At 68.4% G+C, this 17,942-nt stretch carries 14 protein-coding genes and 2 pseudogenes; 11 read left to right on the plus strand and 5 right to left on the minus strand.

Annotated features, from left to right (window positions below; genetic code table 11):
- Positions 1 to 34: 34 nt before the first annotated feature.
- The 7 genes from OIC96_RS47745 to OIC96_RS47775 all read left to right on the plus strand — a co-directional run bounded on the left by OIC96_RS47745 (position 35) and on the right by OIC96_RS47775 (position 9,559).
- Positions 35 to 775 (plus strand): maleate cis-trans isomerase family protein, encoded by a 741-nt coding sequence (locus OIC96_RS47745; protein WP_330309935.1) that lies wholly within the window; start codon positions 35 to 37, stop codon positions 773 to 775.
- Positions 776 to 857: 82 nt separating this feature from the next.
- Positions 858 to 1,673: a PaaX family transcriptional regulator gene (locus OIC96_RS47750; RefSeq protein WP_330301817.1), complete on the plus strand. Its 816-nt coding sequence runs from the start codon at positions 858 to 860 to the stop codon at positions 1,671 to 1,673.
- 684 nt (positions 1,674 to 2,357) lie between these two features.
- A complete protein-coding gene (locus OIC96_RS47755; RefSeq protein WP_330301816.1) occupies positions 2,358 to 3,305 on the plus strand; it encodes an ABC transporter permease in 948 nt (315 codons plus the stop codon).
- Positions 3,302 to 5,251, plus strand: a complete 1,950-nt coding sequence (locus tag OIC96_RS47760) for a dipeptide/oligopeptide/nickel ABC transporter permease/ATP-binding protein (protein ID WP_330301815.1) — start codon at positions 3,302 to 3,304, stop codon at positions 5,249 to 5,251. The genes OIC96_RS47755 and OIC96_RS47760 overlap by 4 nt, the downstream gene beginning before the upstream one ends.
- Positions 5,248 to 6,333 carry an ABC transporter ATP-binding protein gene (locus tag OIC96_RS47765; protein ID WP_330301814.1) on the plus strand — a complete coding sequence of 362 codons (1,086 nt, stop codon included), beginning with the start codon at positions 5,248 to 5,250 and terminating at the stop codon, positions 6,331 to 6,333. Before OIC96_RS47760 ends, OIC96_RS47765 begins: the two co-directional genes overlap by 4 nt.
- Positions 6,315 to 7,868: an ABC transporter substrate-binding protein gene (locus OIC96_RS47770; protein WP_330301813.1), complete on the plus strand. Its 1,554-nt coding sequence runs from the start codon at positions 6,315 to 6,317 to the stop codon at positions 7,866 to 7,868. The genes OIC96_RS47765 and OIC96_RS47770 overlap by 19 nt, the downstream gene beginning before the upstream one ends.
- Positions 7,869 to 8,002: 134 nt before the next feature.
- Positions 8,003 to 9,559 (plus strand): carboxylesterase/lipase family protein, encoded by a 1,557-nt coding sequence (locus tag OIC96_RS47775; protein WP_330301812.1) that lies wholly within the window; start codon positions 8,003 to 8,005, stop codon positions 9,557 to 9,559.
- 253 nt (positions 9,560 to 9,812) lie between these two features.
- Here OIC96_RS47775 and OIC96_RS47780 read toward each other — a convergent pair.
- Both OIC96_RS47780 and OIC96_RS47785 read right to left on the minus strand, forming a co-directional pair.
- Positions 9,813 to 9,926 (minus strand): annotated as a pseudogene (locus OIC96_RS47780) (transcriptional regulator); the annotation flags it as partial.
- A gap of 174 nt (positions 9,927 to 10,100) precedes the next feature.
- Positions 10,101 to 10,454 (minus strand): ArsR/SmtB family transcription factor, encoded by a 354-nt coding sequence (locus OIC96_RS47785; protein WP_330301811.1) that lies wholly within the window; start codon positions 10,452 to 10,454, stop codon positions 10,101 to 10,103.
- Positions 10,455 to 10,623: 169 nt separating this feature from the next.
- Between OIC96_RS47785 and OIC96_RS47790 the strand changes: the two genes are divergently transcribed.
- The 3 genes and pseudogenes from OIC96_RS47790 to OIC96_RS47800 all read left to right on the plus strand — a co-directional run bounded on the left by OIC96_RS47790 (position 10,624) and on the right by OIC96_RS47800 (position 13,581).
- On the plus strand, positions 10,624 to 11,970 hold the full coding sequence (locus OIC96_RS47790) for an aldehyde dehydrogenase family protein (protein ID WP_330301810.1): 1,347 nt from the start codon (positions 10,624 to 10,626) through the stop codon (positions 11,968 to 11,970).
- Between the two features lie 149 nt (positions 11,971 to 12,119).
- Positions 12,120 to 12,411 (plus strand): annotated as a pseudogene (locus tag OIC96_RS47795) (hypothetical protein); the annotation flags it as partial.
- A gap of 57 nt (positions 12,412 to 12,468) precedes the next feature.
- On the plus strand, positions 12,469 to 13,581 hold the full coding sequence (locus OIC96_RS47800) for an alkene reductase (RefSeq protein ID WP_330301809.1): 1,113 nt from the start codon (positions 12,469 to 12,471) through the stop codon (positions 13,579 to 13,581).
- Between the two features lie 544 nt (positions 13,582 to 14,125).
- On the opposite strand, the gene OIC96_RS50050 is transcribed toward OIC96_RS47800, so the two are convergent.
- The 3 genes from OIC96_RS50050 to OIC96_RS47815 are packed head-to-tail and all read right to left on the minus strand — an operon-like array spanning position 14,126 to position 16,653.
- Positions 14,126 to 14,413 carry a DUF6207 family protein gene (locus tag OIC96_RS50050; protein WP_443058600.1) on the minus strand — a complete coding sequence of 96 codons (288 nt, stop codon included), beginning with the start codon at positions 14,411 to 14,413 and terminating at the stop codon, positions 14,126 to 14,128.
- A 58-nt stretch (positions 14,414 to 14,471) separates the two neighbouring features.
- Positions 14,472 to 15,590, minus strand: coding sequence for a fatty acid desaturase family protein (locus OIC96_RS47810; RefSeq protein ID WP_330301808.1), 1,119 nt, complete (start codon positions 15,588 to 15,590; stop codon positions 14,472 to 14,474).
- Positions 15,591 to 15,597: 7 nt separating this feature from the next.
- On the minus strand, positions 15,598 to 16,653 hold the full coding sequence (locus OIC96_RS47815) for a ferredoxin reductase (RefSeq protein WP_330301807.1): 1,056 nt from the start codon (positions 16,651 to 16,653) through the stop codon (positions 15,598 to 15,600).
- A gap of 87 nt (positions 16,654 to 16,740) precedes the next feature.
- Here OIC96_RS47815 and OIC96_RS47820 point away from each other — a divergent pair, with 87 nt between their 5' ends.
- Positions 16,741 to 17,880: a PucR family transcriptional regulator gene (locus OIC96_RS47820; RefSeq protein ID WP_330301806.1), complete on the plus strand. Its 1,140-nt coding sequence runs from the start codon at positions 16,741 to 16,743 to the stop codon at positions 17,878 to 17,880.
- The last annotated feature ends 62 nt before the right edge of the window (positions 17,881 to 17,942 follow it).

A 17,942-nucleotide genomic window follows, 5' to 3' on the forward strand; every position in this document is an offset into this window, starting at 1 on the left:
GATCGGCCAGATCGTTCCGAGTTCCAACGTCACCATGGAGACGGAGGTGCCGGCCATCCTGCGCGCCCGGGAAACGATCGCGCCGGAACGCTTCACCTTCCACTCCAGCCGGATGCGCATGACGCACGTAACGCCCGAGCAGCTCAAAGCCATGGACGCCGACTCCGACCGGTGCGCTCTGGAACTGTCCGACGCCCACGTCGACGTCCTCGGCTACGCCTGCCTGGTGGCCATCATGAGCATGGGCCTGGGCTACCACCGCACGTCCGAGGAACGCCTGCACGGCCGGACCGTCGAGAACGGTGCCCCGGCGCCGGTCGTCACCAGTGCGGGAGCCCTCGTCCAGGGCCTGCACACCCTCGGCGCCAGGAAGATCGCACTGCTCGCGCCCTACATGCGTCCGTTGACGCAGACGGTCGTGGACTACCTGACCCATGAAGGGATCGAGGTCCTCGATTACGCGGCGCTCGAGATCCCCAACAACCTCGACGTGGCCGCCCACGATCCGGCCAGGCTGCCCGGCCTCGCCCGCGCGCTCGACCACGCCGACGCCGACGCCGTCGTGCTGTCCGCCTGTGTGCAGATGCCGTCACTGGGAGCCGTCGAGGAGGCCGAGCAGCAGCTGGGCAAGCCCGTGGTCTCCGCGGCGATCTGCACCGCCCACCAGATGCTGCGGGCGCTCGGGCTCCCCGCTGTGGCCCCCGGCGCCGGGCACCTCCTGTCCGGAGCCTACGCAGAGGCGCCGTTCAGCCCTGGCTCCACCGGCGGGCGATGACCCCGGCGGGGGACTGCCCGGCACCCGGAGGAGGCCGTACCGGTCGATAGGATCGCCACCGCATACGACGGAAGGCGATCAGGTGGACAGCTCCATTCGGCCAAGCTCCCTCATCAACACGGTCTACGGAGCATTCGTCCGACGGCTCGGCGGGTGGATCTCCATCGCTGATCTGATCGTGCTGATGGGGGACCTCGGCGTGGACAGCCAGGCGGTGCGCTCCGCCATGTCCCGGCTGAAGAAGCGAGGCGTCCTCGTACCCGAACGCCGCTCAGGCACGGGGTACAGCCTCAGCCCCGCCATGCACCCCGTCTTCGACGAGGGCGATCGCCGCATCTTCGGCAGCTTGGAGCCCGCCGCGCTGGAGGACGGCTGGGTCATGGCGGTCTTCTCCGTGCCCGAGTCGGAACGCACCTACCGCTATCAGCTGCGTACGCGGCTGACGTGGCTCGGTTTCGGCAACATGGGGCCGGGCATCTGGCTGGCGCCGGCCCGACTGCTGGAGCCTGCCCGCGCCACGCTTGAGCGCCTGGAACTCAGCGACTACGTCCACCTGTTCACGTCCCAGTACGCCGCCTTCAGCGATCTGCGTACGACAGTGAGCACCTGGTGGGACTTCCCGGCGATCGAGGCGCAGTACGCGGCTTTCACCGACGCCTACGGCCCGATCGTCCGCTCCATCGAGCAGCAGGAAGACATCGACGCCGAAGAAGCATTCCTCCACTACGTGCCCATGCTCACGCAGTGGAGGCGCCTGCCCTATCTCGATCCCGGCCTTCCCGTCGAACTGCTTCCCGACGACTGGAACGCGGTCGCTGCCCGTCAGCTCTTCCAGCAGCTGCATGGAGTCCTGGCCGCGCCGAGCCTGGAACATGTACGGAAAGTGACGGGGCTCTGAGTCGAGCGCCGCGTGCGAGGCTCTCCGCGGCGGCACGCGAGCACTGGCCACGGAAGCTGGTTGGGCTGCTAATACGTGTAACTCTTGGCGTCAGGTCCAGCCCCTCAGTGACTCGATGAACCCGTCGACTGCAGATCTGGTGGTCGGCCATGTCGCCTTGTATCAGTGCGGAGGCCGGGTCGTGGTTGCCCTGCTCGTGTCCGTACAACTTCATTCCGCCCCCTGGACGACTTGCCGTTAACACGTGTAATCAGTGTCCATGCCGGAGCGTGTTCGGGCAAGGGGTGAGGGGGGTGGCGGGCACGTTACTCAACGTTTATGTTGCTTCTCTGGTGACCGCCAGAATTTCGATATAAGGTCCCGGTCTCAGACGCCGCACTTCTCAGCGGTCGAACCAGCAGCTCGTGCCGGGGAGTTGTGCGCACCCCGCACCTGCTCCGTCCCGTTCGGGTCCGGCTCCATCCGTCTCGTTCTCACGGCTTCAGCCTCCCGACGTGAATCCCGCGGCGTTTCGCCGGCCCCTCAGGGCATCCCTGCGCCGGCCGAGGTCGCACGGCGCTGACCCCCGCCCACCAGGCCTGTCTTCTGCCGGGTTCGAGACATCCAGACGACTTCGCACGCTCCGGTCGGGCGCCGAAGTGACGTGTACGACCGATCAGTTGCACAACTCACGGTGAGGTGAGCATGGCAATCCTGCGGTTGGTGGCAAGGCGGCTGCTGTCGTCGATCCCCCTCTTGTTTCTGGTCTCTGCGCTGACTTTCGTGTTGGTGTCCCTGGTTCCGGGGGATCCGGCTCGAACGATCGTCGGGCAACACGCGACCGTCGAGCAGTACGAGGCGGTGCGCCAACAGCTGGGCCTGGACGACGCGTTGCCGGTCCAGTACGGGCACTGGCTGGCGCGTGTCTTTCACGGAGACCTGGGATCTTCACTCTTCAGCGGCGAGGCGGTGACCGACGTGCTCGGCAGCCGGGTGCCGGTGTCCCTGTCCCTGATCACGGCCGGAACCCTGGTCTCCGGTCTCCTCGGAGTGGCGTTGGGCCTGATGAGCGCGCGGCGCGGCGGATTCCTGGTGAAGGTCGTCGACGGCTTGTCGCTCATCGGCCTGGCGGTGCCGGCCTTCTGGTTCGCGCTCGTACTGATCGCCGTCGGTGCCGTGAAGCTGCGATGGTTCCCCGTCACCGGCTACGTTCCCCTGGCCGACGACCCGGGCGAGTGGGCGCGCTCTCTCGTGCTGCCCGTCCTGTCGTTGTCGCTGAGCGCGGTGGCGATCATCGCCAAACAGACACGCGACGCGGTGCTGGACACCTTCGGCCGGGACTTCATCCGGGTGATGGAGGCGAACGGCTTCTCCCGGCGTTCGATTCTCTACCGGCACGTGCTGCGCAACGCTGCCCTGCCCGTCGTCACGGTTCTCGGCGTCGTGCTGGTCAGCCTGCTCGCCGCGTCCGTGTTCGTCGAGACCGTGTTCGCCATGCCGGGACTCGGCAGCCTCACCCAGCAGGCGACCGTCCAGCACGACATCCCCGTCATCCAGGGAGCCGTTCTCTACATCACCGGCTTCGTGGTGATCGTCAATCTGCTCGTGGACCTGGCCTACGGCCGACTCGACCCGAGGGTGCGTACCTCATGAAACTCTCCCCGACCGTGGCAGCCGGCAAGGCCGCGCGAAGCCCCGGACTGATCTCGCGGGTCCTGCGCCGACCCGCGGGAGCCATCTCGCTCGGCTGGCTCGTCCTCCTCACCATGGCCACCCTCGCGGCCTCGGCCGTGTCGGCCCACAGCCCGCTGGACCAGGACCTGAGTCACGTGCTCGCCGGCCCCTCCGGCCATCACCTTCTCGGCACGGACAACCTCGGCCGGGACCTGCTCAGCCGACTGCTCTACGGCGGCCGCTCCACGCTCCTGGCCGTAGCGGAGGCCCTGGCCGTCTTCCTTCTGATCGGCGTCACCTCCGGCCTGGCGGCGGGCTTCCTTGGGGGATGGATCGACTGGCTCGTCACGCGGAGCGCAGAGCTGCTGTTCGCCCTTCCCGGAATCATCATCGTCCTCGTGGTGCTCTCGGTGTTCCCGGGGAACCTCCACGCCGCGATGATCACGTTCGGGGTGCTGGGCAGCCCCGGCATCACCCGGGTCCTGAGGTCCCAGACCCTCGGCATCCGCGAGGAACTCTATGTCGCCGCGGCCCAAGTGGCGGGTCTGCGCCGCGGGCAGATCATGCGCCGCCACATCCTGCCCCGGCTGGCCAGCACGGTCATCGTCCAGTCCTCGCTGTTCGCGGCGGTCGTCGTCGTCATCCAGGCCGGCCTCGGGTTCCTGGGCCTGGGCGCACAACCCCCCAACCCCTCCTGGGGAGGTCTGGTGGCCGATGCCTCCCAGAACATCGATCGCGCGCCGTGGATGCTCGTGCCCACCGGTGTCCCGCTCGTCCTCACGGTGATGGCACTGGGCATCCTCGGCGACGCCATCAGGGATGCGGCGACGGAGAACTGGTCCGTCTCGAAACTGCGCGAGCCGGAGCGGCGGCCCAAGACACGAGCTGCGACCGCTGCTTCTACCCCGGAACGTGTCGGGGAGACCGGGCGGCCTGCCGCCCCTGACGACACCGACGCCCTGCTGACGGTGCGCGACCTGTCGATTGCCATCGGCGGGACACCCGTGGTGCAGTGCGTCAGCTTCCACGTGTGCGCCGGCGAGACCGTCGGTCTGGTCGGCGAGTCGGGGTGCGGCAAGTCGGTCACCTCGCTGGGCATCCTCGGACTCGTACCGGGAGGCGGTGATATCACTGATGGTCAGGTGATCTTCAACGGGGCCGACCTCGTGGGTGCTCCCCGTGCCCTCGAGCACGTCCGCGGCACCGGCATCGCCTACGTCTCGCAAGAACCGATGGTCGCCCTCGACCCGACCTTCTCGGTCGGCGACCAGCTCGCCGAGGCGGTGCGCAGGCACCAGGACTGCGACCGGCACGCAGCTCGGGCACGAGTCGTCGAACTCCTGCGTATGGTGAACATCCCTGATCCCGCCGGGGTGGCCAAACGCTACCCTCACCAACTGTCCGGGGGCATGGCCCAACGCGTCGCCATCGCCCTGGCCCTCGCGGGCGACCCCGAGCTCCTGATCGCCGACGAGCCCACGACCGCACTCGACGTCACCGTGCAGGCCGAGATCCTGACCCTGCTGCGCACGCTCCAGCAGCAGACCGGCATGGCGATCCTGATCGTCACCCACGACTGGGGAGTCGTCGCCGACCTCTGCCACCGCTCGGTGGTCATGTACGCCGGGCAGGTCGTCGAACAGGCCGAGGTGGAGCAGATGTTCAGCCGACCGCTCCACCCCTACACAGCGGGACTGCTGGGAGCCAACCCTCACCTCGCACGCCACGGGGAACCACTGCCCACCATCCCGGGAACCGTCCCCGCCCCCGGCAACTGGCCGACCGGCTGCCGCTTCGCGGCCCGCTGCTCTCTCGCCGACGACACGTGCACCGAGCGTCCGGTCCAGCTCACCGCACCGGCCCCCGACCGGCTCACCCGCTGCGTCCACGACCAGCAGCTCCTTGCGGAAGGCAGCCACCCATGACCCAGCCGCCCCTCCTGGACATCAGCCAACTCGTGGTGCAGTTCCGCCAAGGCCGTCGAACTCAGCCGTTCCGGGCCGTGGACGGTGTCTCGCTGACCATCGCCGAAGGCGAGACCGTCGGCCTCGTGGGGGAGTCGGGATCAGGCAAGTCCACACTCGGCCGCGCCGTGCTCGGACTCAACCAGGTCCACTCGGGCCGCATCCAGTTCGAAGGCCGCGACATCACCCGCGCCTCGACCCGGGACAGGCGTGCTCTGAGCGCCAGACTCCAGGTGGTCTTCCAAGACCCCTATTCCTCACTCAACCCGGCCCGCACCATCGGACAGACCCTGGCCGAGCCGCTGATGGCGCACGGCGGGACCGACCGTAAAGGCGTCGCCCAGCGCATCGCGACGATGCTCGAGCGGGTGGGCCTGCCGCCCGACACCGCACAGCGCTTTCCCGGGCAGTTCTCGGGCGGTCAGCGCCAGCGGATCGCCATCGCCCGCGCGCTCATGCTCCATCCACGCCTGGTGCTCTGCGACGAGCCGGTCAGCGCCCTCGACCTGTCGATCCAGGCGCAAGTGATGAACCTGCTGGCCGAACTGCAGCAGGAACTCTCTCTCAGCTATCTGTTCATCGCCCATGACCTGCCGGTGGTGCGCCATCTGTCGCATCGCATCGTCGTGCTCTACCGCGGTCAGGTCATGGAATCCGGGCCCGCCGGCGCAGTGTACGACGATCCCGCGCACCCCTACACCCAAATGCTGCTCGAGGCAGTGCCCGAGCCCGACCCCCGCATCCAGCGGGTTCGCCGGTCAGCACGAGAGGCCAAACGGGTCTCGGGCGTTCCGGCCGACACAGGATGCGCCTTCGCCCACCGCTGCGCGCATGCCGTCGACCTGTGTCACCGCGAACGCCCGGACCTGCAGCCCTTCTCCGAGGGGCGGGGCAACGGCACCGGAGACGGCCGCGCCGTCGCCTGCCATCGCTCGGCGGAACTCCACGGGCTGCCGATGCCCCGACGAACCAACACCCAGGAACTCGAGTCCGCCCCCAGCGGCCCGGTACGTAAGGAAGCACCATGCGCAGACAGCGAATAACCGCGGGACTGGCGGCGTTCGCCGCGCTCGCGGCGGCGGCCACCGCGTGCAGCGGTTCGAGTTCCTCCAGCCCCCCAAGCGGCGCTCACGGAGGCACGCTCACCGTCGTCTCGGCCGGCGCGCCCGCGAGCCTCCACCCCGCCAAGGCGAATGTCGGCTCGGACAACTGGTTCATCAACCTCGCCTACGACACGCTGCTCCGGCAGGGCCCCGGCGGCAAGACCCAGGCGGGCCTGGCGACGAAGTGGGGATACGTCGGTAGCGGCAACAAGGTCTTCGACGTCACCCTGCGCGACGGCCTCACCTTCGCCGACGGCACCCCGCTGGACGCCAAGGCCATCGCGGCTTCCCTCAACTACACCCGCAAGAATGGCCTCAACGTCTCATGGACCTCGGCCATCAGCTCGGTCTCCGTCACCGGACCCCGGACCGTGCGCATCCGATGCTCCAGCCCGAACCCGATCCTGCCCCAACTCCTTACCCAGGTACTCATGATCGGCTCCGCCATCAGCCCCAAGGGACTGGCCTCACCGGGCGCGATGGGCACCAAGTCCTTCGGAGCGGGCCCCTACATCCTCGACACGGCCCACACCGCCACGGGCGACCACTACACCTACACGCCCAACCCCCACTACTGGGACAAGAAGAAGATCCACTGGAAGAAGGTGGTCATCAAGGTCGTCGCCAACCCCAACTCGGCACTCCAGGCCGTCAAGACGGGACAGGCCGACGCCATGGCGATCAACGCCAACCAGGTCGACACCGCCAAGGCCGGCGGGCTCAAGGTCACCGGCAGCCCCAATGTGTTCCTGGGCGTGAACCTCGCCGACCGCGACGGCGCCCTCGCCACACCCCTCAAGGACATACGTGTCCGCAAGGCCCTCAACTACGCCGTCGACCGGGCCGCGATCACCAAGGCCGTCGTGCAGAAGTACGGCCACCCGACGGATCAGATCTCCCTGCCCGGCCTGGACGGCTTCGCCGCCGACTACGACAACAACTACCCGTACGACCCGGCGAAGGCCAAGAAGCTCCTGGCCGAGGCGGGATACCCGCACGGCTTCTCGCTGAAGATGGAGACCCAGGGCTTCTTCGGCATCGATCTCGTCTCCCAGGCCGTGGTCCAGCAGTGGCAGAAGATCGGTGTCAAGACCGACGTCACCACCGACACCAGCGTCGGGCAGTGGCTCGCCTCCGCCACATCGAAGAAGTACCCGGTCCTCGGCTTCGGCTACGGCGGCGCACCCACCTACACGCTCGCCCTGGACTGGATGCTTCCGCACCCGACCGCGTTCAATCCCTACGCCACGTCGGATCCCAAGCTGACCAAGATGCTCTCCAAGGCGAACGCCGCCTCCCCGCAACACCAACGGGCCCTGTACCAGGACGCGATGCGCTACGTCGTCGATCAGGCGTGGTTCGTCTCGGTGCTGCGCATGGACGGGCTGTACGCCTACAACGGCGGGAAGCTGTCCGGCTTCACCTCCGCCCCCAGCTATCTGCCCGACCTCGCCTGGGCCGTCGCCCCGAAGTAGCAGCGAACCGACACACGAAGACGGGCGCGGGGCCGGCGGACGACGCCGGGCCCGCGCGCCGGTCGGCTGTCCCGTGTCTCGCGCCGCATCGCAGGTGAGCGGCGTGGACCGGCCGTTGAAGTAGGGATTTCCGCATGGCCATTGAGGTCGTTGACACGACACTCGGCCCGGTCGAGGGCACCCTCGGCGAACGCGTACACGTGTTCAAGGGCATACCGTTCGCCGCCCCACCCGTAGGGCCGCTGCGCTTCAAGCCGCCGCAGCCACCCGCACCGTGGACGGAGGCGAAACCCGTCCATGAGTATGGCCCAGCCGCTCCGCAACCGCGTGACCTGGTGCTGGAGCAGATGTTCGGGCACGCGCCGTTTCCCACGAGTGAGGCGTCGTGTCTCACCCTCAACGTCTGGACGCCGCAGCAGGGCGCCGAAAACCGGCCCGTCATGGTGTGGCTGCACGGAGGCGCGTTCCTGACGGGCTCGGGACGCGACCCGGTGTTCGACGGGAGCCGACTCGCATCACTGCACGACGTGGTGGTCGTCACCGTCAACTACCGGCTGGGAGCACTGGGGTTCCTGTACCTGGGTGAACTGCTCGGCGACGAGTACGCGTCGTCCGGCAACGTGGGCCTGCTGGACCAGATCGCCGCGCTGCGATGGGTCCGGGACAACATTGCGGCGTTCGGCGGTGACCCGGGCAACGTCACCCTGTTCGGACAGTCCGCCGGGGCGATGAGTGTCCTCTCGTTGATGGCCATGCCGGCCGCCCAGGGCCTCTTCCACAAGGCCATCGCCCAGAGCGGCAGCGCCGAGTGCACCCACACCCGGGAGCGCGCCACCGCCGTGGCCCGGGATGTGCTCGCCGCCCTCGCCCTTCCGGAACACGAGGCACACAGGCTCCTCGACCTCCCCGTCGCGACACTTCTGTATGCCCAGCAGAGTGTGGTGGAGGTAATGCGCCAGCGCGGCGACGCTCTCGGCCTGCCGTTCGCTCCGGTGGTGGACGGACCTACCCTTCCCCGGGCGCCGCTGGAGGCGTTCACATCAGGAGCCGCATCCCCGGTTCCTCTGATCGCGGGCACCACGTTGGAAGAGGGACGCCTGTTCCTGGTCGGGCCTGAGTCGCCGAACGTCGACGACGCCGCCGTCACCGCTCTCTTCGACACGGAATTCGACAAGCCCGAGGAAGCCCTGGAGGCGTTCAGGGGAGTCCAGCCGGACACCAGCCCCATGGGGCTCCTCGCCGCCCTCATGGGTGAACGCATGTTCCGCGCGCCCACCGCCAGGCTCCTCGAGGCCCACGCGGCACGCACCAGCCAGGTCTGGACGTACCTGTTCAGCTGGCGCTCGTCTGCCCGGGGCGGACAGCTCGGCGCCTGTCACTCGCTCGATCTGCCCTTCGTGTTCGACAACCTGCACGCTGGGGGAGTCGACCGATTCACGGGCAAGGATGCGCCACAGCGCCTCGCGGACGCCCTGAGCTCCGCCTGGGCGTCCTTCGCACACCACGGCCATCCCGGCGTTCCTTGGCCCGCCTTCGACACCGCCCACCGAGCCACCATGGTCTTCGACGTCACCTCACGGATGGTTCGGGACCCCTGGAATGATGTCCGGCTGCTGACTGATTCCTCATGGCGCCCGCCAAGCTGCGAGAGCGACGGGTGCCGTGGCTTCTTGTCTTGCTCCTCGGGCTGAAGCCCGAGGAGCAAGTCAAGGAAGGAGAACACCGACCTGCGCCGCACCCTCGCCCTGTGCGAGGAGGCCATCCGCCAGCTGGCCCTCGAAAACGACGCCCTGCGCGGCGGCGGCACCGTTCTTCCACTGCCTACCCGCAGCACGCCCGCGCCACCCGCGCCGTCCTGAATCCGACACCGCCCCCCGGAGGCGTCTGGCGTGCGAAAGGACGCTGGGCGTGGCGCGCAGCCAACTACCGATGATCAACTGTTCATCAAGCCGTGCGTGCCGGCGGCATCCCGGCTCCCGCCCTTGTCGCGTCGGTGCCCCAGCTGACCAGCAGTTGTAGTGCCTCCGCCGACGGGGAACCGGGTTCGGCGTAGTACGTCGCCTCCGTGTAAGCGGGTACGTCGGGGCCGGTGGCGTATCGCCTTGCTGGGGCACCGGTTACTGCCGCTCGGCGCACGGGGTGTTGTTCGACGTGATCGAAGTCGACCGCAAGCTGGACACCTGGCTGCGGTGGGTCCGGTTCGTCGCGGCCACGGAGGGGCGCCCCGGAGGGTCAGGCGCACTCGGCGTTCACGTAAGGCTCCACGCGGCCGACGCTCTCCTTGAGGACGAGGTCGAGCAGTCCGGGGAACCGCTGGTCCAGATCTTCCTTGCGCAGAGTGTTGAAACGGCGGGTGCCGACATCGTGCTGCCGGATGAGACCGGCCTCGCGCAGGACGCGGAAGTGGCGGGTGAGTACGGACGCGGTGACGTCCTGCGTGAAGCCGCTGCAGGCCAGACCGGGGGAGACGGAGAGGGTGACGACGATGGTGAGCCGGGTCTCGTCGGTCAGCGCGCTCATGATCTTGAAGAGGTCGAGGTCGTCCGTGTCGGGGTGGACGAGGGGTGACGCGGTGCGGCTAGCCATAAGGGAAGGATAACGCCCGACCTATGTTCGCGTTAGCGCGTACATGGGCTACGGTGAAGGAACGGATTGACCCTTCATCCGTCATCCACCGGGTTGCCCATCACCGGTACTACGGCATGCCACGAACGCCTTTGACGGCGCGGCCTGCATCAAGAACGGAGCACACCCCATGACCACAAATCAGGCGACCGAGCCGAGGACGCACCGGACCGAAACGGCCGCGGAGGTGGTCGGCCGCCTTCGTGCGACGTTCAACACCGGCGTCACCCGCGGACTGGACTGGCGCGTCAACCAGCTGCAGCGGCTGCGGGCCCTGCTGATCGAGAACGAGCAGGAGCTGCTCGAAGCGCTCTGGGCGGATCTGAGGAAGAACGCCGCCGAGGCGAAGATGCAGGAGATCGACTTCACCGTCGCCGACATCGACGAGGCACTGGCGAACCTCGAGAACTGGCTTCAGCCTCGCCCGGTGGAGGTTCCTGCCCACTTCGGTCCCACGACAACGGCCTACACCACGTACGACCCGCTTGGGGTCGTCCTGGTGATCGCCCCGTGGAACTTCCCGCTGCACCTTCTCATCGACCCCATCATCGGCGCACTGGCCACCGGGAACACCGTGGTGGCCAAGCCGAGCGAGATGTCGGTGCACACTTCGGCGGTGGCTTCACGGCTCCTGCGTGAGTACTTCGACGCCGACGTGCTCACCGTCGTCGAGGGCGGCGCCGAGGAGACCACGGCCCTGCTGGCGCAGCGTTTCGACCACATCTTCTACACCGGCAATGGCACGGTCGGCCGGATCGTCATGGCCGCGGCAGCCAAGAACCTCACCCCGGTCACGCTTGAACTCGGGGGCAAGTCACCGGTCTTCGTGGCGCCCGACGCCGACGTGGACGAGACCGCGAAGCGGCTGGTCGGTGCCAAGTTCGGCAACGCGGGGCAGCAGTGCATAGCCCCCGACTACGTTCTGGCCGATCCTGCCACCGCCGCCGCACTGGTCCCCGCCCTCCGCGCGGCGGTCGACGCCCAGTTCGGTACCACCCCGCAGACCTCAGCCGACTTCGGTCGGATCATCAACGAGCGGCACTTCGACCGGCTCACCCGTCTGCTGGACTCCGGCCGGGCGGCGGTGGGAGGCCAGCACGACCGCGACGACCTGTTCATCGCACCGACCGTGCTCACCGATGTCGACCCCGCATCGCCGGTCATGCGGGAGGAGATCTTCGGTCCGATCCTCCCCGTCGTCGAAGTCGAAGACCTCGACGCCGCCATCGCCGTCATCAACGAACGCGAAAAGCCCCTCGCGCTCTACGCCTTCACCACGTCCGAGGCCACCAAGTCACGCCTCGTGAACGAGACGTCCTCCGGCGGCGTCGCCTGGGGCCAGCCCGTGATGCAACTGCTCATGCCCGGCCTGCCTTTCGGTGGCGTCGGCGAAAGCGGCATGGGCCGGTACCACGGCCGGTACTCCCTCGAGACGTTCAGCCACCTCAAGGCCGTCGCGGACGTGCCGCTCAACTAGGCCCGCGCCTTCGTGAAGCAGGCTGTCCGATAGGCGATCGGCCGGCGGAAGTGCCTCTCCGGTGCGAACGAGGATCGCTGAGATCGCTGTTCCCGCCACCGCCGGAAGCGCGTTCCAGGTGAAGCCGTGTATCGGTCCTCTTCGCGGGGGCGCGACGAGGGAGCCGGTCGCGGCGCGGCCTGCAGACACCGATCCGTACCGACTCCGGCGGCGGCACCCATGACTTCGTCACCTGGCTTACTGCTGATCGTGCGCAAGGAGCGAACGCCCGTACTTCGGCGGGCAGTTGCGCTTGACCGGCGTCGACGCCGACGGCATGCGGCTCTCACCGCGTTCGCCGCCAACACCACCCACACCCCGATCGCAGTCCTGGAACCGCGTCACCGTCAGCGGGCCCGCGCCTGCCCGAGGACCGCATCCGCGCCTCCGCCGGGACAGCGTGGACCCCTGCGTCGCAGACCTTCATCCCGTTTTCCTCCGTATTGCAGAAAGGAACCCATGAATATCAACATTTCAGAAGTTTCGTCCGCCCCGTCTCTTTTCTCCCCCGTCGCCTTCGGGAAGATCGAGCTCGCCAACCGCATCGTCATGGCACCGCTGACCCGGGTCCGGGCCGGTTCCTCCGGCATCCCCGGGGACCTCATGGTCGAGTATTACCGGCAGCGGGCGAGCGTCGGAATGATCATCACCGAGGGCACCTACCCCGACAACGCGTCGCAGGGGTATGTCGGTGAGCCGGGCATCGCCACCGACGAGCAGGCGGCCGGCTGGCAGCGGGTGTTCGAGGCGGTGCACGCCGAGGGCGGCCGCATCGTCCTGCAGATCATGCACGCCGGCCGCGGCACCCACCCCGACATCAACGGCGGCCGCCGCATCCTCGCCCCCAGCGCGATCGCCATCGACGGCAAGACGTTCACCGAGAAGGGCGAGCAGCCCTACCCCGTACCGGAAGCGATGACCACCGCAGAGATCCGGGCAGCCCTGGAGGACTTCGTCACCGCTGCCCGCCGGGCCGTCGAGGCGGGAGCGGACGGCGTGGAAATCCACGGCGCCAACGGCTACCTGCTCCAGGAGTTCCTCTCCCCGGCGGCCAACCAGCGCACCGATGGATACGGCGGCTCGCCGCAGAACCGCGCCCGCTTCGTCGTCGAGGTCGTCACGGCGGTCGCCCAGGCCGTCGGTGCCGAGCGGGTCGGGCTGCGGATCTCGCCGGAGGTCGACCTCGGGGACGTCTTCGAGACCGACCGGGACGACGTCCTGGCCACCTACGGCACCCTGATGGACCAACTGCGCCCGCTGGGCCTGGCCTACCTCTCCGTACTGCACGCCGAGCCGGGCGGCGACCTTGTACAGGAGCTGCGGCGGCGCTTCGACGGCAAGCTGATCGTCAACAGCGGCCCCTTCGGGGGGCAGACCACCCGCGAGCAGGCGCTCCAGCAGATCGAGGCCGACCACGCCGATGCCGTGGTCGTGGGCCGGGCCCTCATCGCCAACCCCGACCTGGTCGAGCGCTGGCAGGGTGGCCACCCGGAGAACGAGCCGCGGCCGGAACTGTTCTACGGGCCGGGCGCCGAGGGCTACACCGACTACCCCTTCCTCGAAGCGGCTTGAGGCCCACGGTCACGCCTGTCCACGCGGCAGCCCCACTCACACATGGACAGGCGCCCGACCGGCGACACTGTGCCCGCCCCTTTGAGCCCGCGGGTCACACCCGCGATCACCGGCTCGAGGACCGTCGGGTCCGTCAGGGCGTTGACGGTCCGCAAGTTCCTGGTCAGCAGCCTGCGTTCGGTGACCTCGTCGAGCACATCGCTCTCGTGCGTGGCCACCGCGGCGGCCTTCGGCCACAGCTGACGCCTATGACAGTTTTCCGGCGGCGGCCCATCCACCAGGTCCGCCTTCCGTAAGGCAGTCCTTCGCCGATATCCGTCCCCGCTGTACACCGGCGCCCATACCGTCCAGCCCGAACGCTGGGAACGGGGGTGACGAAAGGGGCTGTCGGTGGGTCGGGATCTGGGTCTGGACGGGGTGGTGGACTACTTCACCCTGTCCTGCGACGAGGCGGGCTGGTTACGGAACAAAGGCGGCGCCACCAGGCTGGGCTTAGCCGTCCAGCTGAAATTTTGCGGCGGCGACCTCGGAGGCGGTTCACGAGTTACTTGGCACCTGATTCGCCGCTCGTTAACGGCTCCCCAACCGACGCCACCACTGGTCCAGGGCCCTTCACGCCGGAGGGCCCTGAGCCATGCCCGCAGTGGACAACGGACAGAACGAAACCCCATCCATAACTTCGGCTCGCCCGCCCACCCCGGCAGCACCTCGCCGGGGGCTGTGTGCTGAGCTCCTGGCGCACGTCCAGGTAGCAGCGCAGTCGGACACCGGGCTGCCCGGATCCCCGTGTCGTACGGTCTGCCGTCGCGGTCGCCCGCCGTCCGCAACGGATCTCACCGAACCCGGCGGTGCCGCCGGTACGGCCGAATGATCTGAACCGATACCGGGAATCAGGCGGCGACGAGCTCCTGCTCGCGGTCCGGCGTTTTGACCTTGGGCTTCTTGTTCGGCAGTGAGAGCCGGAAGACCTTGTGCCACGCGGAGAAAACCTGCTTGGGCAGCGGGCCGGTGACGTACTCCAGCTCGTACTTCTCGAACAGCGCGCGCACCTTCACCGCGACCTCGGCGTACCGGTTGCTCGGCAGGTCCGGGAAGAGGTGGTGCTCGATCTGGTGGGAGAGGTTGCCGGTCATGAAGTGCATGGCCTTGCTGCCGCTGATGTTCGCCGAGCCCATCATCTGGCGCAGGTACCACTGGCCGCGCGTCTCGCCCTTGATGGAGCGGCGCTCGAAGACCTGTACGCCCTCGGGGAAGTGCCCGCACATGATCACCGAGTGGGTCCAGATGTTGCGGACCAGGTTCGCGGTGAACGTGGCGGCGAGCGTGGTGAAAAACGACGGGCCCGACAGCAGCGGGTGGATCACGTAGTCCTTGAGGACCTGCTTGCGGATCTTGCGGCCCACGGCCTTGGCCCGCGCGCGGAACTCCGGGTTCTTGCGGCGGCGCTTGTGCAGGTTCTTGCCGAGCTCCAGGTCGTACGCTGCGATGCCGTACTCGAAGAAGCAGGCGTTGATGAAGTTCCACAGCGGCTGGCCGAGGTGGAACGGGTGCCACCTCTGGTCCTCGTCGACGCGCATGATGCCGTAGCCGAGGTCGTTGTCCTTGCCGATCACGTTGGTGTACGTGTGGTGCAGCTCGTTGTGCGAGTGCTTCCACTGCTCGGACGGCGAGACGTGATCCCACTCCCAGGTGGTGGAGTGGATCTTCGGGTCCCGCATCCAGTCCCACTGGCCGTGCAGGATGTTGTGGCCGATCTCCATGTTGTCCATGATCTTCGCCACGGACAGACCGGCGGTGCCGATCAGCCACGCGGGCGGGAAGATCGAGAACAGCAGCACGCCCCTGCTGACCAGCTCGAGCTTGCGCTGCGCCGAGATGACCTTACGGATGTAGGCGGCGTCTTTCTCGCCGCGGCCGGCGATCACCTCGTCGCGGATCGCGTCCAGCTCGCGGCCAAGCTCCTCGATCTGCTCCGCGGTCAGGTGGGCGGTGGGGTCGATGGCGGTCAAGGTGCTCCTACCGTTCGATGTCGCAGGGGCCCGCCGCGGCGGACACGCAGGTCTGGATGAGGACGCCGGGCTCGGCCTCGGTGATCTCGCCGGTGCGCAGGTCGCGGACGGCGCCCGCCTTGAGCGGCGTGACGCAGCCGAAGCAGATGCCCATGCGGCACCCGGAGGGCATGAGCACGCCGGCCTCCTCGCCGATGTCCAGCAACGGCGTGGCGCCGTCCGCGTCGACGGTCTTGCCGGTGGCGCTGAACGTGACCTCGCCGCCGTCGCCGGCGACGACGATGCTGGGGCGGAAGCGTTCGGTGTGCAGGCGCTCTGGTGCGCCGTGCTCGGTCCAGTGCTCTTCGGCGGCGTCGAGCAGGCCAGCGGGCCCGCAAGCCCAGGTCTCGCGCTCGGCCCAGTCGGGCACGAGTTCGTCGAGACGGGCGATGTCGAGCATGCCGTCTGTGTCGGTGTGCACCTCGGTGAGCCGCAGCTTCTTGTCCGCGACCAGGTCGTGCAGTTCGTTGCGGAAGATCACGTCTTGCGGCTGTGGCGCGCAGTGGACCATGACGACGTCGTCGAACTCGGTGTCGCGCAGCATGCCCATCACGGGCGTGATGCCGCTGCCGGCCGTCAGGTAGAGCACCTTGGCGGGCTTGGCCTGCGGCAGCACGAAGTCACCGGTCGGCTGGTCGAGCTGGATCAGCGTGCCCGGTTTCGCCCTGCGGACCAGGTGGTTGCTGACCTTGCCGTCCGGGATCGCCTTCACGGTGATCGTGACGCGGCCGTCCTGGCGGTTTGTGGGCGAGGTGAGGGAGTAGGCACGCCACAGGCGCACCCCGTCGACGTCGACCCCGATCCGCACGTACTGACCGGCTGTGTGGCCGCGCCAGCCCCGTCCCGGCCTGATCACGATGGTCGCGGCGTCACCCGTCTCGGGGTGCACGGCCTCGATGCGCCCACGCAGGTCAGCGCCCGCACGCAGCGGGCTGACCAGGTCGAGGTAGTCCGACGGCAGCAGCGGCGTCGTGACCATCTCCAGCAGTTTCCACGCCCTGCTGCGGAGGGCTGTACTCGTCATGACTCCAGCTTGCTGCGCCTCAAGGCGTAAAGTCCTGACCGCAGGACGTAAATCTGGCTGGCTGAATTGTTCGCAGGGAATAGAAACGTGAGCCATGCAATCCGGAGGGCCAGCGAACTGGTCCTGGATGAGACGACGGTCACCGCACTGCGGGCCGCGCTGAAGACCACCGCCGACGAGGTCGTCCAGGCGATCATCGACGAGGTCCCTCCCTACGCCAACGCCCTTTCGGGCCACATGGGCGCCACCATCCGCCGAGCCGTCCGCACCGCCCTGGGGCACTACCTGGACCGCGCGAGCGGGAACGCCACAGGCGGCGACGCCGGTGACGCCGCCTACGAGCTGGGCCGCGGCGAGGTGCGCGACGGCCGTTCGATGGACGCCCTGCTCAGCGCCTACCGCGTCGGCGCCCGCGTGGCCTGGCGATGCCTGGCAGCGGGTGCCGTACCCGCAGGTCTGCCCGCCGCCGAGGTCGCCAAGTTCGCCGAGCTGACCTTCGCCTACATCGACGAGCTCTCCGCCGCGAGCGCCGCGGGCCACGCCGACGAACTGGCCGCCCGGGGCAGGGACCACGAGCGCCACCTGGAACACCTGGCCCGCGACCTCCTCGCCGGCGCGAGCCCGGACGTGCTGCTGGCCTCCGCTCAACGGGCCGGGTGGCAGCCTCCGGTTTCACTGACCGCGGTCCTGCTGCCCGCCGCCCAGGCCCGGCCTGCCTACCGCGCGCTCGACCCGAGCACCCTCGTCCTGGACGATCTGCCGGACGCCACCGGTGTGCTGCTCGTCCCCGATGCCGACCGATCACATCTCTTGCGGCAGCTGACCGACCGCACCGCCGTGGTCGGCCCGGCCCGGCCATGGACTCGTGCGACCGCCTCGTACGCACGAGCCGTACGCGCCCGCTCCCTCTCCTCTGATATTCACGACACCGAGGACCACCTGCCCGAACTGGTGCTGAGCGCCGACATGGACGCGTTCGCAGACCTGCGTGCCCGAGCCCTCGCACCGTTGCGGACCTTGCCTGTCGCGACCGCACGGCGGCTGGAGGAGACGTTGCGGGAGTGGCTGCTGCACCAGGGCAGACGGGACGAGGTGGCGGCGGCGTTGTTCATCCATCCCCAGACAGTCCGGTACCGGATGTCGCAGCTGCGGGAGCTGTTTCCGGATCTCGCATCGCCACACCGGGTCCTTGAACTGACGCTGGCGGTCGGTCTTCGGGTCAGCTGACGCGTACTTCGACCGTCCACGACCGCGTCCGCGAGCGGTCCAGGAATCGTGCCTCGGTCTCG

This window comes from Streptomyces sp. NBC_00775 (genome assembly GCF_036347135.1).
Taxonomy (GTDB): domain Bacteria; phylum Actinomycetota; class Actinomycetes; order Streptomycetales; family Streptomycetaceae; genus Streptomyces; species Streptomyces lutosisoli.

Bases quoted from the DNA above. Each gene is read 5' to 3' on its own strand.
- OIC96_RS47745 (WP_330309935.1), top strand. From the start codon at position 35: ATGGAGACGGAGGTGCCGGCCATCCTGCGCGCCCGGGAAACGATCGCG.
- OIC96_RS47755 (WP_330301816.1), top strand. From the start codon at position 2,358: ATGGCAATCCTGCGGTTGGTGGCAAGGCGGCTGCTGTCGTCGATCCCC.
- OIC96_RS47760 (WP_330301815.1), top strand. From the start codon at position 3,302: ATGAAACTCTCCCCGACCGTGGCAGCCGGCAAGGCCGCGCGAAGCCCC.
- OIC96_RS47765 (WP_330301814.1), top strand. From the start codon at position 5,248: ATGACCCAGCCGCCCCTCCTGGACATCAGCCAACTCGTGGTGCAGTTC.
- OIC96_RS47770 (WP_330301813.1), top strand. From the start codon at position 6,315: ATGCGCAGACAGCGAATAACCGCGGGACTGGCGGCGTTCGCCGCGCTC.
- OIC96_RS47775 (WP_330301812.1), top strand. From the start codon at position 8,003: ATGGCCATTGAGGTCGTTGACACGACACTCGGCCCGGTCGAGGGCACC.
- OIC96_RS47785 (WP_330301811.1), bottom strand. From the start codon at position 10,454: ATGGCTAGCCGCACCGCGTCACCCCTCGTCCACCCCGACACGGACGAC.
- OIC96_RS47790 (WP_330301810.1), top strand. From the start codon at position 10,624: ATGACCACAAATCAGGCGACCGAGCCGAGGACGCACCGGACCGAAACG.
- OIC96_RS47800 (WP_330301809.1), top strand. From the start codon at position 12,469: ATGAATATCAACATTTCAGAAGTTTCGTCCGCCCCGTCTCTTTTCTCC.
- OIC96_RS47815 (WP_330301807.1), bottom strand. From the start codon at position 16,653: ATGACGAGTACAGCCCTCCGCAGCAGGGCGTGGAAACTGCTGGAGATG.